The sequence below is a fragment of the Microbacterium testaceum StLB037 genome (assembly GCF_000202635.1).
In the GTDB taxonomy this organism is placed as follows: domain Bacteria; phylum Actinomycetota; class Actinomycetes; order Actinomycetales; family Microbacteriaceae; genus Microbacterium; species Microbacterium testaceum_F.
The window spans coordinates 3,095,611-3,113,924 of the sequence record NC_015125.1 but is presented as its reverse complement, the minus strand read 5'-3'; the positions used below and the strand labels follow the sequence as shown (position 1 = coordinate 3,113,924).

Annotated in this window: 14 protein-coding genes; 5 read left to right on the top strand and 9 right to left on the bottom strand. The window is 69.1% G+C overall.

Going from position 1 to position 18,314, the window contains the following annotated elements; genetic code table 11:
• Nucleotides 1–22: 22 nt before the first annotated feature.
• From MTES_RS14170 to MTES_RS14145, 6 genes are read right to left on the bottom strand one after another with little or no spacing between them, the layout of a single operon-like run.
• A complete protein-coding gene (locus MTES_RS14170; protein WP_013585959.1) occupies nt 23–2,047 on the bottom strand; it encodes a beta-galactosidase in 2,025 nt (674 codons plus the stop codon).
• On the bottom strand, nt 2,044–2,955 hold the full coding sequence (locus MTES_RS14165) for an ABC transporter ATP-binding protein (RefSeq protein WP_013585958.1): 912 nt from the start codon (nt 2,953–2,955) through the stop codon (nt 2,044–2,046). Before MTES_RS14165 ends, MTES_RS14170 begins: the two co-directional genes overlap by 4 nt.
• Nucleotides 2,952–3,833 (bottom strand): ABC transporter ATP-binding protein, encoded by an 882-nt coding sequence (locus MTES_RS14160; protein ID WP_013585957.1) that lies wholly within the window; start codon nt 3,831–3,833, stop codon nt 2,952–2,954. Before MTES_RS14160 ends, MTES_RS14165 begins: the two co-directional genes overlap by 4 nt.
• Nucleotides 3,830–4,861, bottom strand: coding sequence for an ABC transporter permease (locus MTES_RS14155; RefSeq protein WP_013585956.1), 1,032 nt, complete (start codon nt 4,859–4,861; stop codon nt 3,830–3,832). The genes MTES_RS14160 and MTES_RS14155 overlap by 4 nt, the downstream gene beginning before the upstream one ends.
• A 24-nt stretch (nt 4,862–4,885) precedes the next feature.
• Complete coding sequence (locus MTES_RS14150) at nt 4,886–5,875, bottom strand: ABC transporter permease (protein WP_013585955.1); 990 nt, start codon at nt 5,873–5,875, stop codon at nt 4,886–4,888.
• 52 nt (nt 5,876–5,927) lie between these two features.
• Nucleotides 5,928–7,619 carry an ABC transporter substrate-binding protein gene (locus tag MTES_RS14145; protein WP_013585954.1) on the bottom strand — a complete coding sequence of 564 codons (1,692 nt, stop codon included), beginning with the start codon at nt 7,617–7,619 and terminating at the stop codon, nt 5,928–5,930.
• Nucleotides 7,620–7,864: 245 nt separating this feature from the next.
• Between MTES_RS14145 and MTES_RS14140 the strand changes: the two genes are divergently transcribed.
• A complete protein-coding gene (locus MTES_RS14140) occupies nt 7,865–9,016 on the top strand; it encodes an ROK family transcriptional regulator (protein WP_013585952.1) in 1,152 nt (383 codons plus the stop codon).
• Between the two features lie 25 nt (nt 9,017–9,041).
• On the opposite strand, the gene MTES_RS14135 is transcribed toward MTES_RS14140, so the two are convergent.
• Nucleotides 9,042–9,701 carry a ThuA domain-containing protein gene (locus MTES_RS14135; protein ID WP_013585951.1) on the bottom strand — a complete coding sequence of 220 codons (660 nt, stop codon included), beginning with the start codon at nt 9,699–9,701 and terminating at the stop codon, nt 9,042–9,044.
• Nucleotides 9,698–10,759: a substrate-binding domain-containing protein gene (locus MTES_RS14130; protein ID WP_013585950.1), complete on the bottom strand. Its 1,062-nt coding sequence runs from the start codon at nt 10,757–10,759 to the stop codon at nt 9,698–9,700. The genes MTES_RS14135 and MTES_RS14130 overlap by 4 nt, the downstream gene beginning before the upstream one ends.
• Before the next feature lie 178 nt (nt 10,760–10,937).
• On the opposite strand from MTES_RS14130, the gene MTES_RS14125 reads away from it, so the two are divergent.
• Nucleotides 10,938–13,781, top strand: coding sequence for a glycoside hydrolase family 9 protein (locus MTES_RS14125; protein WP_013585949.1), 2,844 nt, complete (start codon nt 10,938–10,940; stop codon nt 13,779–13,781).
• A 46-nt stretch (nt 13,782–13,827) separates the two neighbouring features.
• Here the strand turns inward: MTES_RS14125 and MTES_RS14120 are convergent, their stop codons facing one another.
• Nucleotides 13,828–14,865, bottom strand: coding sequence for a hydroxyacid dehydrogenase (locus tag MTES_RS14120; RefSeq protein ID WP_050901877.1), 1,038 nt, complete (start codon nt 14,863–14,865; stop codon nt 13,828–13,830).
• A 193-nt stretch (nt 14,866–15,058) separates the two neighbouring features.
• Between MTES_RS14120 and MTES_RS14115 the strand changes: the two genes are divergently transcribed.
• The 3 genes from MTES_RS14115 to MTES_RS14105 are packed head-to-tail and all read left to right on the top strand — an operon-like array spanning nt 15,059 to nt 18,314.
• Nucleotides 15,059–16,438 carry an ABC transporter substrate-binding protein gene (locus MTES_RS14115; RefSeq protein WP_013585947.1) on the top strand — a complete coding sequence of 460 codons (1,380 nt, stop codon included), beginning with the start codon at nt 15,059–15,061 and terminating at the stop codon, nt 16,436–16,438.
• Nucleotides 16,438–17,397, top strand: coding sequence for a carbohydrate ABC transporter permease (locus MTES_RS14110; RefSeq protein ID WP_013585946.1), 960 nt, complete (start codon nt 16,438–16,440; stop codon nt 17,395–17,397). Before MTES_RS14115 ends, MTES_RS14110 begins: the two co-directional genes overlap by 1 nt.
• On the top strand, nt 17,394–18,314 hold the full coding sequence (locus MTES_RS14105) for a carbohydrate ABC transporter permease (protein WP_013585945.1): 921 nt from the start codon (nt 17,394–17,396) through the stop codon (nt 18,312–18,314). The genes MTES_RS14110 and MTES_RS14105 overlap by 4 nt, the downstream gene beginning before the upstream one ends.

Here is an 18,314-nt window from a genome sequence, read left to right as displayed (position 1 = left end):
AGGGTGTCGGGCGTCGCGGCGGTCATGGGCGTTCTTCGCGGATGACGGCCACCGCTCCGGGATCGAGCACGACCCGGTCCGCGTGCTCGCGACCGGTCAGCAGGTCGACGCCGCGGGTGCGCGCCCACCCGGTCTCGCCGGTGTGGTTGAGGAGGAACAGGTAGTCCGCGTCGGGCGCCGTGCGCCGCACGGCCTCCACACCGGGAGCGACCTCCGCGGCCGGACGCACCCCCGTCTCGGAGAGCACCCGGCCCATCAGGTCGTCGAGGCTCGCGGTGTCGAGGTCCGTCGACAGGTACCAGGCGACGCCCGCGCCGAGGCGGCGACGGACGACCGCCGGTCCCCCGCGGTAGCCGCCCTCGGCGTAGTCCGCGACGCTCTCGGCGCCCTCGGGCGAGTCGACGGGGCGCATGCGCTCCATCCACCGGCGACCGGTCCATCCGTTGCTCAGGGCGACCGACTGCTCGGCATCCAGGGGGAAGAACTCCTCGCTCGAGGTGCCGACGACCGATCGCAGGATGCCGGGATACCCGCCGGGGCGGACGGTGTTGTTCTCGTCGACGATGCCCGAGAACCACGTCACGATCGTCGTGCCCCCGCTCTCGACGAACTCCTCGATCGCCCGTGCGTTCTCGTCGGACAGGAGGAAGAGCCCCGGGACGACAACGAGCGCGTAGCCGTCGAGCGCGGTCCAGGGCCCGATCACGTCGACCGTCACCGCGCGCTGGAAGAGGGCGTTGTGCAACGCACGGGCCGTGTCGGCGTAGCGCTGCGGATTCTGCGGCTTCAGGCCGCTGCGCAAGGCCCAGCCGGCCTCGTTGTCGTGCAGCAGGGCGACGCGCGCGGGCTCGACCCGGCTCCCCTGCACCTCGGCGAGCGCGGTCAGCTTCGCGCCGAGGTCGACGATCGTGCGGTAGACGACGCTGTCGGCGCCGGCGTGGGGAACCATCGCGGAGTGGAACTGCTCGGTCCCCGAGATCGACGCCCGCCACTGGAAGAACAGGACGCTGTCCGACCCGCGCGCGACGTGCGCGAGGGCGTGCCGGATGATCTCGTCGGGCGTCTTGGGCTGGTTCACCGGATGCCAGCTCCCCGCGCCCGCGGCATGTTCCATCAGCATCCAGGGGGCGCCCTTGCTCATCCCGCGCATGCGATCCCCGCTGAAGGCGATGTCCTCGTGTTTGAGCGGGTCGGGACCCACCGTGTAGTGGTCGTTCGCGACGATGTCCATCTCGTCGGCCCACCGCGTGTAGTCGACGATGTCGGTGCCGATCCCGACCATGAAGTTCGTGGTGATCGGCACGTCCGGGGTGACGCGCTGCAGGACTTCCCTCTCGGCGCGGTAGTGCGCGAGGAGTTCGTCGGACGAGAAGCGCTCGTAGTCCAGGAGCTGGCCCGGGTTGTGCGCGGTGATGCCCCAGGGGGTCGTGACCTCGTCGAAGGAGGAATAGGAGTTTCCCCAGAACGCCATCCCCCACGCGGCATTGAGCGTCTGGACGTCGCCGTACTTCGCGGCGACCCATTCGCGGAACCGTGCGTTCGAGACGGCGCAGTGGCAGCGCGCGTTGCCGCCGCCGAGCTCGTTGCTCACGTGCCAGAGGCGCACCGCCGGGTGGCCGGCGACGTGCTCGGCGAGCCGCTCGACGATGCGCAGCGCGTACGAGCGGAACACCGGCGACGACGCGCACCAGCCCAGACGTCCGCCGGGGGCGAGCGGATGACCGTGGATGTCGTGCGGGAGGATCTCGGGGTGCGCCTCGTGCAGCCACATCGGCACCGCGGCCGTCGGGGTGGCGAGGTCGACGCGGATGCCGTTCTCGTGCAGCAGGTCGAGCATCCGGTCGAGCCAGGAGAAATCGAACTCGCCGTCCCGCGGCTCGTGGACGACCCACGAGAAGACACCGAGGGTGACCAGGTTCACCCCCGCCCGCCGCATGAGCTCCATGTCCTCGAGCACGACGTCCCACGACCACTGCTCGGGGCTGTAGTCGCCCCCGAACGACAGCCCCTCGGTGGGCCACGGTGCGGTGGTCTCGCTGCGGGTCATCGGGTGCGCTCCTTCGCGGGCGTGCGGCGGTCCTGGGCCGACTCCCACGCCCGGGTGTAGTGGTTGTAGCAGATCGTGTTGTCGAGCGACGCCCGGTCGGGCGCGGCCTCGTCCGACACGACCTTGCCGACCTTCCCGGGGTCGGGGGCGGCGAGGGCCAGCAGGCGCGTGTAGTCGTGGTGCGGGTCGAGGATGACGTCATCCGCCGGTCCCCGTTCGACGATGCGCCCGCGGTAGAGCACGAGGATCTCGTCGGAGAAGTGCCGGGCCGTGGCGAGGTCGTGCGTGATGTACAGCAGCGCGAGGTCGTCCTCGCGCTGGAGCCGGCCGAGCAGGTTCAGCACGCCGAGACGGATCGACACGTCGAGCATCGAGACGGGCTCATCGGCGATGACGACCTCGGCCCCCGGAGCGAGGGCGCGCGCGATCGCCACGCGCTGCCGCTGACCGCCGGAGAGCTCGTGCGGTCGGCGCGCGGCCATGTTCTCGGCGGGCGTGAGGTTCACCCGCTCGAGCATGCTGAGCACCTTCGCGTGCACCTCGGCGGTGCCGGACGCACGGCGGTGCAGGCGAAGAGGGCGCGCGATGTGGTGCTCGATCGTGTGGAACGGGTTGAGCGAGGCGAACGGGTCCTGGAACACCATCTGCACGTGCCGGCGATAGCTGCCGCGCGGAATCACGGCGCCCTGATCCGTCAGCACCGAGATCTCGCCCGACGTCGGCTTCTCGAGCCGCGAGAGCATGCGGGCGATCGTCGACTTGCCCGACCCCGACTCCCCCACCAGGGCGACCGTGCGCCCGGGCAGCAGATCGAACGACACGTCGTCCACCGCGCGGAAGGCGGTGCGTCCGATGCCCTCGCGGATCGTGAAGTCCTTGGTCAGTCCGGACACGCGCATGCTCGTCATCGCGTCTGCTCCTGTTCGTCGTCCTCGCCGGTGCGGATGAACGCTCCCCGCGAGCCGCTGAGGCTCGGAAACGACGAGAGCAGCTGGCGGGTGTAGTCGTGTTCGGGTTCGCGGTAGATGCGGTCGGCGGGGCCGATCTCGATGATCTCGCCGCGCAGCATGATCGCGATACGGTCGCTGATCTCGAGCAGCAGCGGGAGGTCGTGCGTGATGAAGATGACCGCGAAGTCGAGCTCGTCGCGCAGGCGCACGATCTCCCGCAGGATGTCGCGCTGCACCACCACGTCGAGGGCGGTGGTCGGTTCGTCCATGATCATGACCTGCGGCTCGAGGAGCATCGCCATCGCGATCATCACGCGCTGCCGCATCCCGCCCGACAGCTCGTGCGGGTAGGACCGAAGCCGGTCCCGCGAGACGCCGACGCGTTCGAGCACGTCTCCGGCTCGCGCCGTGCGCTCCTTTCTCGACAGGTGCGGGGTGTGCGTCGAGAGCACGTCGCACAACTGCGCCCGGACCGTGGTGACGGGGTTCAGGGCGTTCATCGCGCCCTGGAACACCATCGACAGCTCGCTCCATCGGAACGCCCGCAGGGCGTGCTCGTCGAGAGCCAGCAGGTCGAGGTCCTTTCCGTCGCGGCCGTGGAACGTGATGCTCCCGGAGGCGATGCGCGCCGGCGGCTTGTGCAGCCGGTTGATGGCGTACGCGAGGGTCGTCTTGCCGCACCCCGACTCGCCGGCGAGACCGAGGATCTCGCCCGGCGCGAGCGAGAACGTGGCGTTCTTCACCGCCGCGACCGGCGGATCGACCTCGTACACGACCGAGAGGTCGTCGACCGTGATGACGGCGGAGCGGCGGGCGGCCGCGGTCGTGGGGCTCATGCGGGGTCTCCGTTCGCGCGGGCGGTGCGGACGGCACGCGCGGTCGCGGCCTTCTCGAGGCGGGCCGCGATGCGGGCCCGCTTGCGGTGCAGGCGCACGTTCTTGAGCTTGGGGTTGATGATCTCGTCGATCGAGAAGTTGACCAGCGAGAGCCCCATCCCGAAGAGGGCGATGATCAACCCCGGCGGGACGAACCACCACCACGCCCCCAGGGGGAGGGCGAACCCGTTCTGCGCGTAGAAGAGCATCGTGCCGAGCGTCGACGAGTTGGACGCCCCGAGGCCGAGGAACGACAGCCCGGCCTCGGCGAGGATCGCCGAGATGACCGCGAAGACGAACTGCGAGGCCAGCACGGGCAGCAGGTTCGGCAGGATCTCGACCGCGATCACGCGCGGAGCGCGCTCCCCGGACACCCGCGATGCCGCCACGTAGTCGCGGTTGCGGATCGAGAGGGTCTGCGCGCGGAGGACCCGACTGGATGCCGCCCACCCGGTGATCGCGAGGACGACGGCGATCGTCCAGAGACCGCGCTGCTCCTGCGGCACGAAGCCCGAGATCACGATCACGAGCGGGAGGCCCGGAATCACGAGGAAGACGTTCGAGAAGAGCGAGAAGGCCTCGTCGGCGAAGCCGCCGATGTAGGCGCCGAGGATGCCGAAGAAGGCCGAGAGCGCCGTCGCGAGCACCCCCACGATGAGACCGATCTGCAGCGATCCGCGCGTGGCGTAGGCGAGCTGGGCGAAGACGTCCTGCCCGGTCTGGGTCGTCCCGAGGATGTGCTCGGCGCTCGGGGGCTGCAGACCGATGTCACGGATGACGCTCGGGTCCTGCACGAAGAACGGGGCGATCCCGCCGAACAGGGCGATCGCGCCGATGAGGATGAGCCCGAGCGCGAGCCAGGGCGTCATGGTGGGGAGCATCATGCGCCAGGCGGAACGGGGGCGCTGGTGTCGCTCGGCGGCAGCGGTCGCCAGCGCCATCGTGGCATCCGGGACGGTCTGTTCCGTCCGCGGGGAGAGATTGGTCATCGCGAGAGTCCTTGTCGGCGAGCGTCAGGAGTGCGCACGGGTACGAGGGTCGATGAGTCCGTAGAACAGATCGACGATGAGATTCGCCCCGAGCACGGCCAGGGTGATGAACAGGAACAGCCCCTGCATGAGGGCGTAGTCGTTGTTGGTCACCGCCGACAGCAGCTTCGAGCCGATGCCGGGGTACGAGAACACCTGCTCGGTCACGATCGATCCGGAGACGACGAAGCCCAGCGAGATCGCGAAGCCCGCGATCGAGGGCAGGACGGCGTTTCGCGCGGCATAGTTGCGGAGGATCCGCCCCGGGGTGAGTCCCTTGGCCTGCGCGGTGAGGATGTAGTCCTCGGAGAGCGTGGACACCATCATGTTGCGCATCCCGAGCAACCACCCGCCGACCGAGGCGAGCACGATCGTGAGCGCGGGAAGGAATCCGTACTGGATCGCCGAGCCGATGAACTCCCCCGAGAATCCCGGGTCCAGGGCGACGTTGTAGCCGCCCTGCGAGGGGAAGAGGTGCAGGGTCGTGGCGAAGACGTACACCAGGATCAGCGCGAGCCAGAAGTACGGGACCGCGGCGAGCAGGGTGGTCGCCGGAACGAGGGAGTCGAGCCAGGTGCCCGGCTTCCACCCCACGATCGCCCCGAGGGCCACCCCGATCACGGTGGCGAGCACGGTCGCGATCCCGACGAGGACGATCGTCCACGGCAGCGAGGTGCCGATCACCTCGTTCACCGGCGTCGGGAAGTAGGTGACCGAGATGCCGAGGTCACCGCGGAACACGTTGACGAGGTAGTTGAAGTACTGCGCGATGAGCGGCTCGGAGGAGTCGCCACCGAGGAGGAGTTCGTAGGCGCTGCGCGTCTCCGGGGTGACGATCCCGCCGCGCTGCTGGAGCTTCGCGAGCAGGATGTCGACGGGGTTCCCCGGCAGCAGGCGCGGGATGAGGAAGTTGAGGGTCAGCGCCGCCCACAGGGCGACGATGTAGAACCCGATCTTCCGGACGAAGTAGTTCACGCCCGGCCCCCTTCCGTCACGGCTGCGGACCCTCTCTCGGTGGCGACCACGCTCACTCCCCCCGGGGCTTCAGCGCTTTGAAGACCTCGGCGTTGTCCGGCGAGGCCCACACCGCGGGGAACGCGTAGAGGTCGTCCTGCGTCGGCCAGCCCTCGAACTTGTCCGTGTGGATCTGGCTCGACGTGCCGCCCGTGAGCACGGGGATGTAGGGCATGTCCTCCGCGATGATCGATTGGATGACGTCGAACTGCGGCTGACGCGCGGCGGCATCCTTGCGGTCGGTGACCTTCAGCGCCGCGAGGGCGGCATCCACCTCCGAGTTGCTGAACCGCGCGACGTTCTGCGAGGCGACCTCGCCGACCGGCCCGGTGAAGGCGGTGTTGAGGTACTTGTCGTAGAGGTAGTACGGGTCGGACACGGCGCCCTGACCGAGCGAGTTGATCGAGAGCTGGAAGGTGCCCTTGGTCTGCTTGTCGGTCCACTCGTTCCACGACGACTGCGCGACGCGGAGCTCGATCCCGGCCTCCTTCAGCTGCTGCGACATCGTGTCGACGGCGGTGATGTAGTCGGTCCAGCCGGTGACGACCTCGACCGTGACGGCGAGGGGCTCGCCGTTCTTGGCGTAGATCCCGTCGGCGCCGCGCGTCCAGCCGGCCGCCTCGAGCTCGGACGTGGCGGCGGCGACATCCGGGCCGTTCGGCGCGATGGGTTCGGCGATCGACGATGAGATCCAGTCGGTCTGGGTCGTCGGCAGGGCCAGCGTCGGGGATATCTCGCTCGCCGTCCCCTGGAACGCCAGCGAGTTGAGCTGGTCGCGGTTCAGGGCGGCGTAGATCGCGCGGCGGACGGCGGGGTCGGTCTGCGGGCCGACGCAGCCGAGGTCCGCGTTCGAGCAGGTGATGAGGGTGATCTGGTTCGCGGCGATCGTGATCCCGCTGTAGCCGGGGTAGGTCTCCGACACCTTCTGGATGTTCGGGACCGGACCGGTCTGCCAGTCGATCGTGCCCGCGGCGAGCGCGTCCGCTCCCGCGGTGTTGCCCGACAGGGACAGGTAGCGCACGGTCTTCACCGCGGGCTCGCCTCCCCAGTAGCCCGGGTTCGCCGCCAGGGTGAAGGCCTGCGCCTTGAAGTCGCCGAGCGTGTAGGGCCCCGTGCCGACCGGCTCGGCGATGACGTTGGTCGTCGGGTCGATGTCCTTCCACAGGTGCACGGGGACGATGGGCGTGCGTCCGAGGATCGCGGGGTCGTTCACGAACGCGGGATAGTCGAAGCGGAAGACGACCTCGTGGTCGCCGGTCGCCTCGACCGTGCCGTCGAAGCCGGAGTTGTTGATCGAGGGGGTCTTCAGCAGCATGTCGAAGGTGAAGACGACGTCCTCGGCGGTGAACGGTTCGCCGTCCGACCAGGTCACGTCGTCGCGCAGGGCGACGGTGAGCTCGGTGCCCGCGTCGTTCCAGGTGTACTCCGTGCCGAGCAGCGGCTTGTAGTCGTTCGTGTTGACGTTGGTGACGAAGAAGAGCGACTCGAAGATCGTGCCGATGCCGCCGATCTGCGACGGCGAGTAGGGGTTGAAGTTGATCTGGTAGTCGCCCGCTTGACCGGTGTAGGCGACCAGGGTCGTGGCATCCGACCCTCCTGGGGCACCCGACGCGGTGCAGCCCGCCAGTGCCAGGGATGAGGCGGCGATGAGGGATGCCGCGGCGGTCCAGGCACGCGCTCGGCGGCGCTTCGTGCTGAGGAGCATCTTTGATCCTTTCCGAGGCACGCGCGCCGCGGAGGGCGACGGTGCCGGCTGTGTGGAGAGCGAGAGCCGCGTCCCCGGACTCATTGTTACTTGAGTAAACTAAGTACGTCAAGCAGTCCGCTCGACCCGCTCCCCCGCTTGCTACTCTCATCGAGCGCGCGAAGGAGCCGCACGAGGAAGCCGAGTGATACTTTGTTGCCGATGTCGACCATGTCCGCATCCCGGATGCCACGGGCTGCACGCCCATGACCGGTACCGCCGTCGAGGAGTCGTCGAGCCAGGCCTGGCCCTACCTCGCGGGAGTCGAGCGCAGCACCCTGCGCGAGCTGCTGATCCACGGGGCCCTTCCCCGCGCCGAGATCGCGCGCCGCCTCAGCGTGTCGCGAGCGAGCCTGACCCGCGCGACGCGACTGCTCATGGAACACGCCTTCATCGCCGAGCGCGAGGTCGCGCTCCGGGGAGCCATGGGGCGACCGAGCGAGATGCTCGCCGTCCGCGAGGATCACCACCACTTCCTCGGCGTGAAGCTCACCGGCGACGCGGTGTTCGCCGTTGTGACCGATCTGCGCGCGCGCATCGTCGCGTCGGTGGAGGAAGAGCTCCGGTCGAGGGCCGTCGACGACACGATCGCCCAGATCGCCGACATCCACGCTCGCTTCACGCGGGAGTACGCCGACATCCATGCGGTCGGCGTATGCCTCGCCGGTGACCTGGCGACCGTCGGCGGCCGGCAGGTCGTGATCGAGTCCTACTTCCTCGGCTGGACGGACGTCGCCCTCGCCGACCTGCTGGCCCGGCGCCTCGACATCCCCGTGTTCGTCGACAACGACGTCCGCGGTCTCACCGCGGCGGAGCACTGGTACGGCGCCGGGGCAGGATGCGATTCGCTCGCGGTCGTCACCGTCGGCGCCGGCATCGGGTTCGGCCTGGTCATCGACGGCAAGGTCGTCGCCGGCCACGGCGGCCGCGCCGGCCAGCTGGGCCACCTGCCCGTCGACCCGACGGGACCGCCCTGCGGCCGGGGACACCGGGGATGCGCGAGCGTCTACCTCCCGAGCGAGCGCATCGCCCACGCGGCCGGGAGCGGCGACTACGCGGCGGCGGTGTCCGCCGCGCGAGCCGGCGACGCGCGGGCGCAGGGTGCCTTCGACGACGCCGCCCGGGCCCTCGGCGTCATCATCGGCACCGTCGCCAACGCCCTCGACCCCGAGAAGATCGTGCTCACCGGCGACGGCCTCGCGGTGATGGAGTTCTCCCCGGAGCGCGTCATGGACGCGATCGCGGCGGTGCGCCTCCCCGACGACGATCCGGTCCCCCTCGTGGTCGAGCCCGTCGAGTTCACCGAGTGGGCCCGCGGCGGCGCGGTCGTGGCGATTCGGCGGATGCTGCAGTTCTGACGGGCCGACGGCCCGCGTCGATCGCTCAGCGCGCGCCCGCGGCCAGGAGCGGAGCGCTCGCCCAGTGCGCCAGGTCCGCGACCAGGGACCGCACAGCGGCGCTGTCATATGCCTCGACGTCGTGGCCCAGCGCCGAGTACGCGGACCGCTGCGTGTCACGCTCACAGAGCCAGACCACCGGGTGCGGCTCACCCGCGTGATTCTGGCGATACAGCACCCGCGTCTCGTCCGCGACCCGGAGCCACGAGTAGGCCTCGTCCACGGTGTCGATGACGGGGGGCAGATCCGCCGTCGAGGCCTCCCCCGCACGGACGAGCCGCAACGGCCCGCGCTCCGGGTGCATCGAATGGCCACGCACCCACCGGCCGCCGAGTCGCCCCTCCCAGAAGTCGTCCTCAGGCAGGAGTGTCGCCGCCACGTGCAGCGCGACCAGTCCCCCGGTGTGCCCGGCGACCGCCGCGCGAAGATCGGCGTCACGCGGATGCGCCTGCGGCCCACCGCCGGCGTTGACGACGAGAAGATCCGCCCCGCTCAACCGGTCCGGGAGCTCGTCGACGCCCAGCACGGTGTCCACCGAGAACCCCTCGGCCCGAAGAAGGTCGGCGACCACCGCGCTGGTCTCGAGGAACGGATGCCACGGGTCGACGTAGTCCCCACCGCCGGAGAACAGGACGACGCGACTCATGCGGGCGCCGCCGTGGACCCGCGCAGGATCAGGCGCGGCTCCACGTGCAGCTGTAGCGGCGGCTCCGCGCTCGGGTCGGAGACGAGGTCGATGAGCATCCGCGCGGCGAGCGCACCGACACGACGCCGATCCGGTGCCACCGCGGCGATCGGCGGGTCCGCGTGAGCGGAGACGTCGTCGTCGTAGGCGACGATCGACAGCTGCTGCGGCACGCTGATGCCCCGCGCCCGGGCGTTCTGGAGAAGGCCGAAAAGGGAGTTCTCGTCGCCGTGGCAGAACAGCGCCGTCGCGCCGGTGCGCTCCACGGCATCCATCACGACATCCGCACCCCCGCGCTCCCAGCGGGGTCCGGCTCCGAGCTCGGCGGGACCCAGGATGCCGCTTCCTTCCGCGATCCCCAGCCGCTCGAGCGCATCCCTCCAGCCGAGACGGACGAACTCCGAGCTCTGCGAGCTGCCGCGGCTGACCATGAGGACGCGGCGATGACCGAGGGAGGTGAGGTGGCGCACGGCGGACAGCGCGCCGCGCTCGTGTGCGGTGCGCACCGACGACACCGTTCCGAGGCCCCCACCCGGAAGCTCCCGTTCGACGAACACCACGGGGACGCTCAGGCTCTCGAGCTTCTCGAGGAATCCGGGGGGCGCCTGCCGCTCCGAGACCGTGGGGACCCACAGCAGCCCCGAGACCCCGCTCGCCACGAGCTCGTCGATGAGGCGGTACTCCTCTTCGAGGTCGTACTCGGAGATCGCGAGCCGCATGTCGCCGCCCGACGCGAGGACGTCGTTCACCCCTTCGACGACGTAGCGGTAGTAGTAGGACGTCGGCACGACCACACCGACCGTGCCCGTGAACGCGGCGTCGGTGCCCACCGTGGACTCGGAACGCAGAACGGCACCGCCGCGGACCTTGTCCAGAACCCGCTCGGCGACCAGAGAGTCGAGGTCGCGACGCACCGTCACGTGGGAGACACCCAGATCACTGACGAGCGACGTGATGCTGACCGCTCCGTCCTGTTGCGCGCGACTCAGAATCCGCGCGCGTCGTTCCGCAGCGAGCATCGAGGCCTCCTTTGCCTGTCCGTCAATCTCATCCTAATCAGTTGATTCGTTTTGTTTCAGCATGATAACTAAGGCTTCTGCATTTTCTTTATGTTTCTTTTCCTTGCCATATCTTTCCATCCGTGACCATACTGACGGGTCGCTGGCAACGACGCCGCGATGACTCGAAGGAGACGTCATGATTCGACGACGAACGACACTCTGGATCGGCGGTGCGACGACCGTCGCCCTCGCTGCGGGAGGGGTGATCGCCGCGACACCCGCTCTCGCGGCGACCGTGAAACAGGTGGCGGTGAGCCAGGCCGGCTACAGCGCATCAGGCCTCAAAGTGGGTTCCGTCGTCGTGGACGGCGACCTCGACCCCGGCGCGTCCTGCCGCATCCTTCAGGGGACGACGGCTGTGGTGCCCGCGTGCACGCTCGCAGACGCCGGAACGGTGTGGGGCGACCACGTGTACACGGTCGACTTCTCCGGCCTCGCGACGCTCGGCGAGGACTACGTGCTGGAGGTCGACGGCACCGCATCCCCCCGCTTCGCGATCCGTGACAACGTCTGGTCGGGGTACCTCGACGAGATGACGGCGTTCTATCGCTTGCAGCGCTCGGGCGTCGCCACCGCCGACGTCTACCCGGACGGCTACAGCAGCATCGCGCCGTCGGCCAAGATCTTCCACGGCCCGGGCCATCTCGACGACGCCGCGTCCGAGGACGGTACTGTCCACTACGACCTCACGGGCGGGTGGTACGACGCCGGCGACTACGGCATCTACGGCGGCAACCAGTGGGTCGGGGGGAACATCGCCATCAGCTACCTCCGTTACGGCGACACCCCGGCGGTCGCCTTCGACAACGACGCCAACGGCGTGCCCGACCTCGTGGACGAGGCGCGTTTCGGCAGCGAGTACCTCCTTCGGATGTGGGATGCCTTCGACGGGGCGTTCTGGGACGTCAAGGGCAGCGGCGGCTTCCAGCATCCCGACAAGCACACCGATGGCATCGTCGGAACAAAGGACGACAGGCGGATCTCCGGCTACGGGGTCGGCGGCTCCGCGAAGGCCGCGGGCACCCTCGCCGCAACGGCCCGCGCGGTGGACAAGGCCCTTGCCGACGGTGCGATCCCGTCCGCCGACGTCGCCGAGTGGCAGGCGTTCTCGGCGCAGGCACGCACCGGCGCGGAAGGCTTCTACACCTATGCCGATGCGCACCGGACGGACCCGCTCGGCGGGTACTCGACCACACGCGGCGGGATCGACAACTCGCTGCTGTTCGCCGAGGTCGAGCTGCACCTGCTGACCGGCGACACCTCGTATCGGGATGCCGCGGAGAGCACCATCGCGGCCACGGACTTCACCATCCTGTCGAACACGAACTACTGGGACCTTGCGCCTCTCTCGATGGCCGAGCTCTACCCCGTGGCGACACCCACGGCCCAGGGGCAGATCCACGCGTACCTCGAGAAGCAGCTGGACTACTTCCTGTCGAGCACCGACGACACGCCCTACGGCGTCATGAACCAGTTCAAGAACTTCGGGGTCAACGAACCGCACGTCTCCTACGTGGCCGACGCCCTGCGCTACTACGAGCTGTTCGGCGACGAGCGCGCCCTCCGCGCCGTCCAGCGAGGGCTGTACTGGGTGTTCGGGAACAACCCCTGGGGCACGAGTTGGGTGTCCGGCGTGGGCGAGAAGAGCGTGAAGTTCCTGCACACGCGCCTCGACGAGGATGCCCAGAATCAGGCGGGCACGGGAGTCGTCGTACCGGGCGCGCTGGTCAGCGGCCCGAACGCCCGAGACCCGCTCGACGTCCGCAGCGCCAGCCCGTGGTACGTCGACCGCCCGGTGTGGCAGGACAGCGGGCAGCAGTGGCGCTACAACGAGTACAGCGTCAGCATCGAGGCGGGGCTGTTCTCGGCGTTGTTCGGCCTCACCGCCGTCGGCGATGCGCCGTGGTCCGGGGGAACCGCCCCGGCCGCGCTGAACGTCACCTCGCCCCGGATCGGCGACGAGGTCACGGGAGACGTCACCGTCTTCGCCGAGAGCGATCTCGGTTCTCCCGCCCTCGGACCGAATTGGTCGCCCATGACGGTGGCGGGCGGCGTCGCGACCGGCGTCTTCAACGTCGACAGCGCCGCCCCGTTCACGAATGCACGGGTGGACGTGCGCGGCACGCAAACCGACGGGGCACAGGTGTACTCGTCGACGCACTACACCGTGGCCCCTCCCCTGCCGACGCCGCAGAGCCCCCTGCTGTACGACGGGTTCGGCAAGGACGGCCTGTTCGGCGTCCAGGGCTACACATGGGCCAACTGGTACAACAACCACGCCGGTGTGGGTTCCGTGACCAACACGACGATCGACGGGCGCACGGTCGGAAGGTTCTTCCAGAACCCCGCGACCGCGGCATCCCAGGCGAAGTTCCAGCCGTGGCACCACGCCGCGGACGCCAGCGGTTACCGCTACCTGAGCGTCACGATGCGCTCGCCCTCGCCCAACCTGCGCTTGCGCATCGAGGTCTCCGACGCGGACTCGAACCACCGCGTCACGGGTAATGCGCCCATCGCCGTGTCGAACACGTGGAACACGTACTCGTTCGACCTCGCGGCCTTCCCCGGCCTCGATCGGTCGCAGGCGAAGATCGTCTTCTGGCTGCAGCAGACGGCTGACACCGACGGGGAGTTGTTCGTCGACGACGTGAGCTTCACCAACCAGGCGACAGGCACTGCGCCGACGCTCACGGCGATCTCGCACACCGGCGGGCCGCTCACCGCCGACGACGACGTGACCGTGCAGGCGACGTACACGGATGCCGACGGGCAGGCGCCGCACAAGGTCGAGCTCGTGCTGGACGGGGTGGTGCACGACATGGCACCGGTGGATCCGTCCGACACGGTCGTGACCGATGGCGCGGTCTACGCGGTCACCAGCCGATGGGTGAAGGGCGTGCACAGCTACTCCGTGCGCACCACCGACACCACATCGGCCGTGGTGACCTCGGCGACGACGACGGGCATCCTCGTCCAGTGATGACGAAGCAGGGGTGGGCTCCGGCTCACCCCTGCTTCGTCATGCGTCAGGCGGAGAGCCCGAGCAGGGAGCGATCGACCCTGCTCGCCGGCGCTTCGCCCCGGACGAGGGTCTGCAGGGCGTCCAGGGCGGAGTCGGTGAGCCGCAGGGTCTCGGCGTGCATCGCCCCGGCGATGTGCGGCGTCAGCACCACACCCGGCGCCCCGAAGAGCGGCGAGTCGGGCGGGAGCGGCTCGGGGTCCGTGACGTCCAGGACCGCGCGCAACAGCCCGCTCCGGCAGCGCTCGAGCAGAGCCTCGGTGTCGACGAGTGATCCGCGGGCGGTGTTGATCAACACCGCGTTCGGGCGCATGGAGGCGATCCGGCGCGCGTCCAGCAGACGCCGAGTGGACGGGAGCTCCGGGGCATGGATCGACACGATGTCGCTCCGGGCCATCAGGGCGTCGAGTTCCACCAGAGCTGCGCCCGCCGTGTGCACCTCGTCCACCGCGGCGTGGGGGTCGGCCACGAGGACCTCGAAGCCGAAGGGGGCGAGGAGCGCCGCGACGCGCCGTCCGACGCGGGAGAAGCCGACGATGCCGACGACACCGCCGAAGGTCGCCGACGGGGGGATCCCGTCGCGCCAGCCCCCGGCGACGTCGCGGGTCGAGGCGTACCCGGCGATGTAGGCGGGCACGCGCTTGGCCTCCAGCAGGATCATCGCGAGGGTGAACTCCGCGACGGGGATCGCGTTGGCCTCCGCCGCGCTCGTCACGACGATGCCCCGCTCCCAGACGTCCTCCGAGATGAGGTTCTTCACCGAACCGCCGGTGTGCAGGATGCCGCGGAGGCGCGGAGCCGCGCGGAGGACCTCCGGCCCGAGGTGCGGAGCTCCCCACCCGGTGATCAGATACTCCACCCGCGCGAGCCGTTCGAGCGCGCGGCGGTCGAAGTCGTCGACGCACGCCGGGTCGCCGAGCGACACGAGCGATCGCAGACGCGCCCACCGGGTCTCGTCGAAGAGATCGGCGTAAGTACGGGGGGCCATGACGAGGAGCGCCTGCGGGCGCTCGCCCGGGGTGTCGCCGTCGACGGTGTCAGCCATGAGCATGAGGCAACCACACCTCTCACAAGTGCACAAGTCTTAAACCTTTGTGTTTATGAGTTGAAAATATTTCTTGCGAACTGAACACGGCTGTGTTCATACTGGGCCCACGTGCACGACGAGGTGGCGCACCACCTGTTCTTCGTCGGGCATGCGCGCGGCGGTCACCCGGCCGCCCCCGAACGGAGGAATCATGCAACAGCGCACACGTCGCGTCCTCGCAGCCGCCGTCGTCGTGCCCGCCTTGGCGGTCATGGCCGGTTGCAGCGGAGGCAATGGAGCCGGCGACGCCGACAGCGGAGACGGAAAGGTCACGATCACCGTCATGGGCAAGCCCGCGGCGACCAACACGGCCGCCGTTGAGCTCTTCGAACGTCAAGTGACGGAATTCGAAGCCGCGAACCCGAACATCACCATCGAGGCATCCGATGTCCCCTGGGATGCCAAGACCTTCGCCACCCGCCTCGCAGGCGGCAGCGCCCCCACGCTCCTGCGCGTGCCGCTGACCGAGCCCCCGGCCCTCATCGAACGCGGCCAGGTCGCCGACATCGCCTCCGTCGCCTCGAAGCTGGACAGCTTCGCCGACCTCAACCCGCGCGTCATGCAGTTCCTCGAGCAGGGCGATGCCGTCTACGGCATCCCGGAGAAGAGCTACGCCTTCGGACTCGTGTACAACCGCGACCTCTTCACGCAGGCGGGTCTGGACCCCGACTCTCCCCCGCAGACGTGGGATGAAGTCCGGACAGCGGCGAAGAAGATCTCCGACGTCACGGGCAAGACAGGTTTCGGAGAGATCTCGACGAACAACAGCGGCGGGTGGCACCTGACCGGCTACGACTACACCTACGGCGGCAAGATGATCGACCAGGCCGCGGACGGCACCTGGACGGCGGCGTTCAACGACGACGCTTCCCGCGAGGTGCTGCAGATGTGGAAGGACATGCGCTGGGAGGACGACTCGCTCGGCGACAATGTCCTCGGAAAACAGGAGGACCTCGTCGCGGAGTTCACGGCGGGGAACGTCGGCATGTGGGTGACCGCGCCGCCGGACGTGTACCCCAACTACATCGCGGCGGGCGGCAAGCCCGAGGCCTTCGGGGCTGGCCCCATGCCCCAGGGCGGAGCGAACGCCACGCTGGCCGGCGCCACCGTCCTCATGGTCAACGCGACGGCGACCGAAGCCGAGAAGGAGGCCGCGGTCAAGTGGATCGACTGGCGCGCTCTACGACCCAACTACGACCTCGAGGTCGCCGCCGAGACCGCGAAGGCGTCGGCCGCCGACGGTCTGCCGGTCGGCGTCCCCGTCGCCCCGATCTTCACCGCTGAGGCCTACGCCGCCTACCGCGACGCGATCGCCGACTACGTCAACGTCCCGGTGGAGAACTTCGCGCCCTACACCGCCTCGCTCGACAAGCTCGAGTACGTCCCCGAACCGGCCGTCGCCTCGCAGGAGATCTACGCGGCTCTCGATCCGGTCGTCCAATCCGTCCTCACGGACGAGAACGCCGACATCGATTCGCTGCTGAACGACGCGGAGCAGCGGGTCAACCAGATCCTGGCCCAGCACAAGTGATGACCGTCACCACCGAGCGCCTGCGCGGCACGACACCCGTTCGTGCCGCGCAGGCGGCGCTCCCCACCCCACCGCGTCGGCGTTCGCTGATGCGCCGGCGATCGGCGATCGCGGGGCTCGTCTTCCTTCTGCCCACGTTCGTCGTCTTCGGCTACTTCGCCTGGTGGCCGATCATCCAGAGCGCGGCCCTCGCCTTCCAGCAGACCGACCTGGTCACCGCCCCGGAGTGGGTCGGGTGGAACAACTTCGAGGTGCTCTTCTCGGATCCGCTCCTGCCTCGAGCCGCCGCGAACACCCTGTGGTTCACCGTCCTCTCCCTGGCGATCGGACTCCCCGTCCCGCTCGTGTGCGCGGTGCTCATCTCCGAGCTGCGCCGCGGCGGCACCCTCGCGCGCGTCCTCGCCTACCTGCCCGTCGTGATCCCTCCCGTGGTCTCGGTCCTGCTCTGGAAGGCGTTCTTCAACCCGGGCGAATCGGGGGTCGTCAACAGCCTCCTCGGACTCGTCGGCATCGACCCCCTGCCCTGGCTCCAGTCCCCCGGCACCGCGATGCCGAGCCTGGTCATCGTCGCGACCTGGTCGGGTGCCGGCACCGCCATCCTCATCTACCTGGCCGCGTTGACCGGCGTGAGCACCGAGCTCTACGAGGCGGCCGAACTCGACGGCGCCTCGGTCTGGAAACGCATCGTGCACATCACTCTCCCGCAGATGCGCGGAGTGATCCTCGTCCTGCTCCTCCTGCAGATCATCGGGGCGATCCAGGTCTTCACCGAGCCGTACGTGATGACCGACGGAGGACCGGCCAACGCCACCGTGACGATCCTTCTGATGATCTACCGCTACGCGTTCCTCTTCGGCAACTACGGCGTCGCGACGGCGCTGAGCCTCCTCCTCGCCGTCGTCCTCATCATCGTGTCCGCGGTCTACCTGCGGCTCACCCGTTCCTGGAGCACCCGATGACCGCGACGACCGACGTCCGCCGCCCGCGAGCCGCCGCGCAGCCGCGCGAACGCGGCATCCTGTCCAGCTTCGACTGGCGCCGTCCGCGCATCTTCGTCGGGTGGCGCGCGATGCACATCGTCCTGTTGATCGGGCTCGTGGCCCTCGGGGCGGTCCCGCTGCTCTGGATGCTGCGCGCGGCGATCTCGTCCACGACGGATCTTCTGCAGCATCCCCTCAGCCTGATCCCCAGCCCCGCGAAGTGGGAGAACATCCCCGACGCATGGAATCTGCTGTCGATCGGGCAGTATCTCGGCAACACGGTGGTGCTCGTGGGCGGGTCGTGGATCGTCCAGCTCGTCGTCTCGGCGACCGCCGGGTTCGCGCTGGCGGTGATCCGGCCCTGGTACGGACGAATCGTCTACGGGGCCATCCTGCTCACGCTGTTCGTCCCCGGCACGGTCACCCTGATCGCGCTGTACCTCACGGTGCTCGACCTGCCGCTGCTGCACCTCAGCCTCACCGACACGCCCTGGGCCGTGTGGCTGCCCGCGGGAGCGAATGCCTTCACGATCCTGCTGGTGAAGCAGTTCTTCGAGGACATCCCGCGCGATCTCTTCGAGGCCGCTCAGCTGGACGGCGCGGGGTGGTTCACCATCTTCTGGCGGATCGTCCTGCCGATGTCGCGGCCGATCCTCGCGGTCGTCTCCCTGCTGTCGATCATGACGGCCTGGAAGGAGTTCCTCTGGCCGCTCATCGTGCTGACCGACCCCGAGACCCAGCCGCTCGCCGTCGCCCTCCCCCGCCTCGCGCAAGCGACCGACCCGGCGTATCTCATCGCGGGTCTGTTGATCGCCAGCATCCCTCCCATCCTCATCTTCCTGATCTTCCAGCGTTCCATCGTCAAGGGGATCGGCTTCACCGGTCTGAAAGGCTGA

What these genes read in the sequence shown, in the direction of transcription:
- MTES_RS14105 (WP_013585945.1), top strand. Translation starts at nt 17,394, where the DNA reads ATGACCGCGACGACCGACGTCCGCCGCCCGCGAGCCGCCGCGCAGCCG.
- MTES_RS14155 (WP_013585956.1), bottom strand. Translation starts at nt 4,861, where the DNA reads ATGACCAATCTCTCCCCGCGGACGGAACAGACCGTCCCGGATGCCACG.
- MTES_RS14140 (WP_013585952.1), top strand. Translation starts at nt 7,865, where the DNA reads ATGACCGGTACCGCCGTCGAGGAGTCGTCGAGCCAGGCCTGGCCCTAC.
- MTES_RS14115 (WP_013585947.1), top strand. Translation starts at nt 15,059, where the DNA reads ATGCAACAGCGCACACGTCGCGTCCTCGCAGCCGCCGTCGTCGTGCCC.
- MTES_RS14170 (WP_013585959.1), bottom strand. Translation starts at nt 2,047, where the DNA reads ATGACCCGCAGCGAGACCACCGCACCGTGGCCCACCGAGGGGCTGTCG.
- MTES_RS14160 (WP_013585957.1), bottom strand. Translation starts at nt 3,833, where the DNA reads ATGAGCCCCACGACCGCGGCCGCCCGCCGCTCCGCCGTCATCACGGTC.
- MTES_RS14120 (WP_050901877.1), bottom strand. Translation starts at nt 14,865, where the DNA reads ATGGCTGACACCGTCGACGGCGACACCCCGGGCGAGCGCCCGCAGGCG.
- MTES_RS14165 (WP_013585958.1), bottom strand. Translation starts at nt 2,955, where the DNA reads ATGACGAGCATGCGCGTGTCCGGACTGACCAAGGACTTCACGATCCGC.
- MTES_RS14125 (WP_013585949.1), top strand. Translation starts at nt 10,938, where the DNA reads ATGATTCGACGACGAACGACACTCTGGATCGGCGGTGCGACGACCGTC.
- MTES_RS14130 (WP_013585950.1), bottom strand. Translation starts at nt 10,759, where the DNA reads ATGCTCGCTGCGGAACGACGCGCGCGGATTCTGAGTCGCGCGCAACAG.
- MTES_RS14110 (WP_013585946.1), top strand. Translation starts at nt 16,438, where the DNA reads ATGACCGTCACCACCGAGCGCCTGCGCGGCACGACACCCGTTCGTGCC.
- MTES_RS14135 (WP_013585951.1), bottom strand. Translation starts at nt 9,701, where the DNA reads ATGAGTCGCGTCGTCCTGTTCTCCGGCGGTGGGGACTACGTCGACCCG.
- MTES_RS14145 (WP_013585954.1), bottom strand. Translation starts at nt 7,619, where the DNA reads ATGCTCCTCAGCACGAAGCGCCGCCGAGCGCGTGCCTGGACCGCCGCG.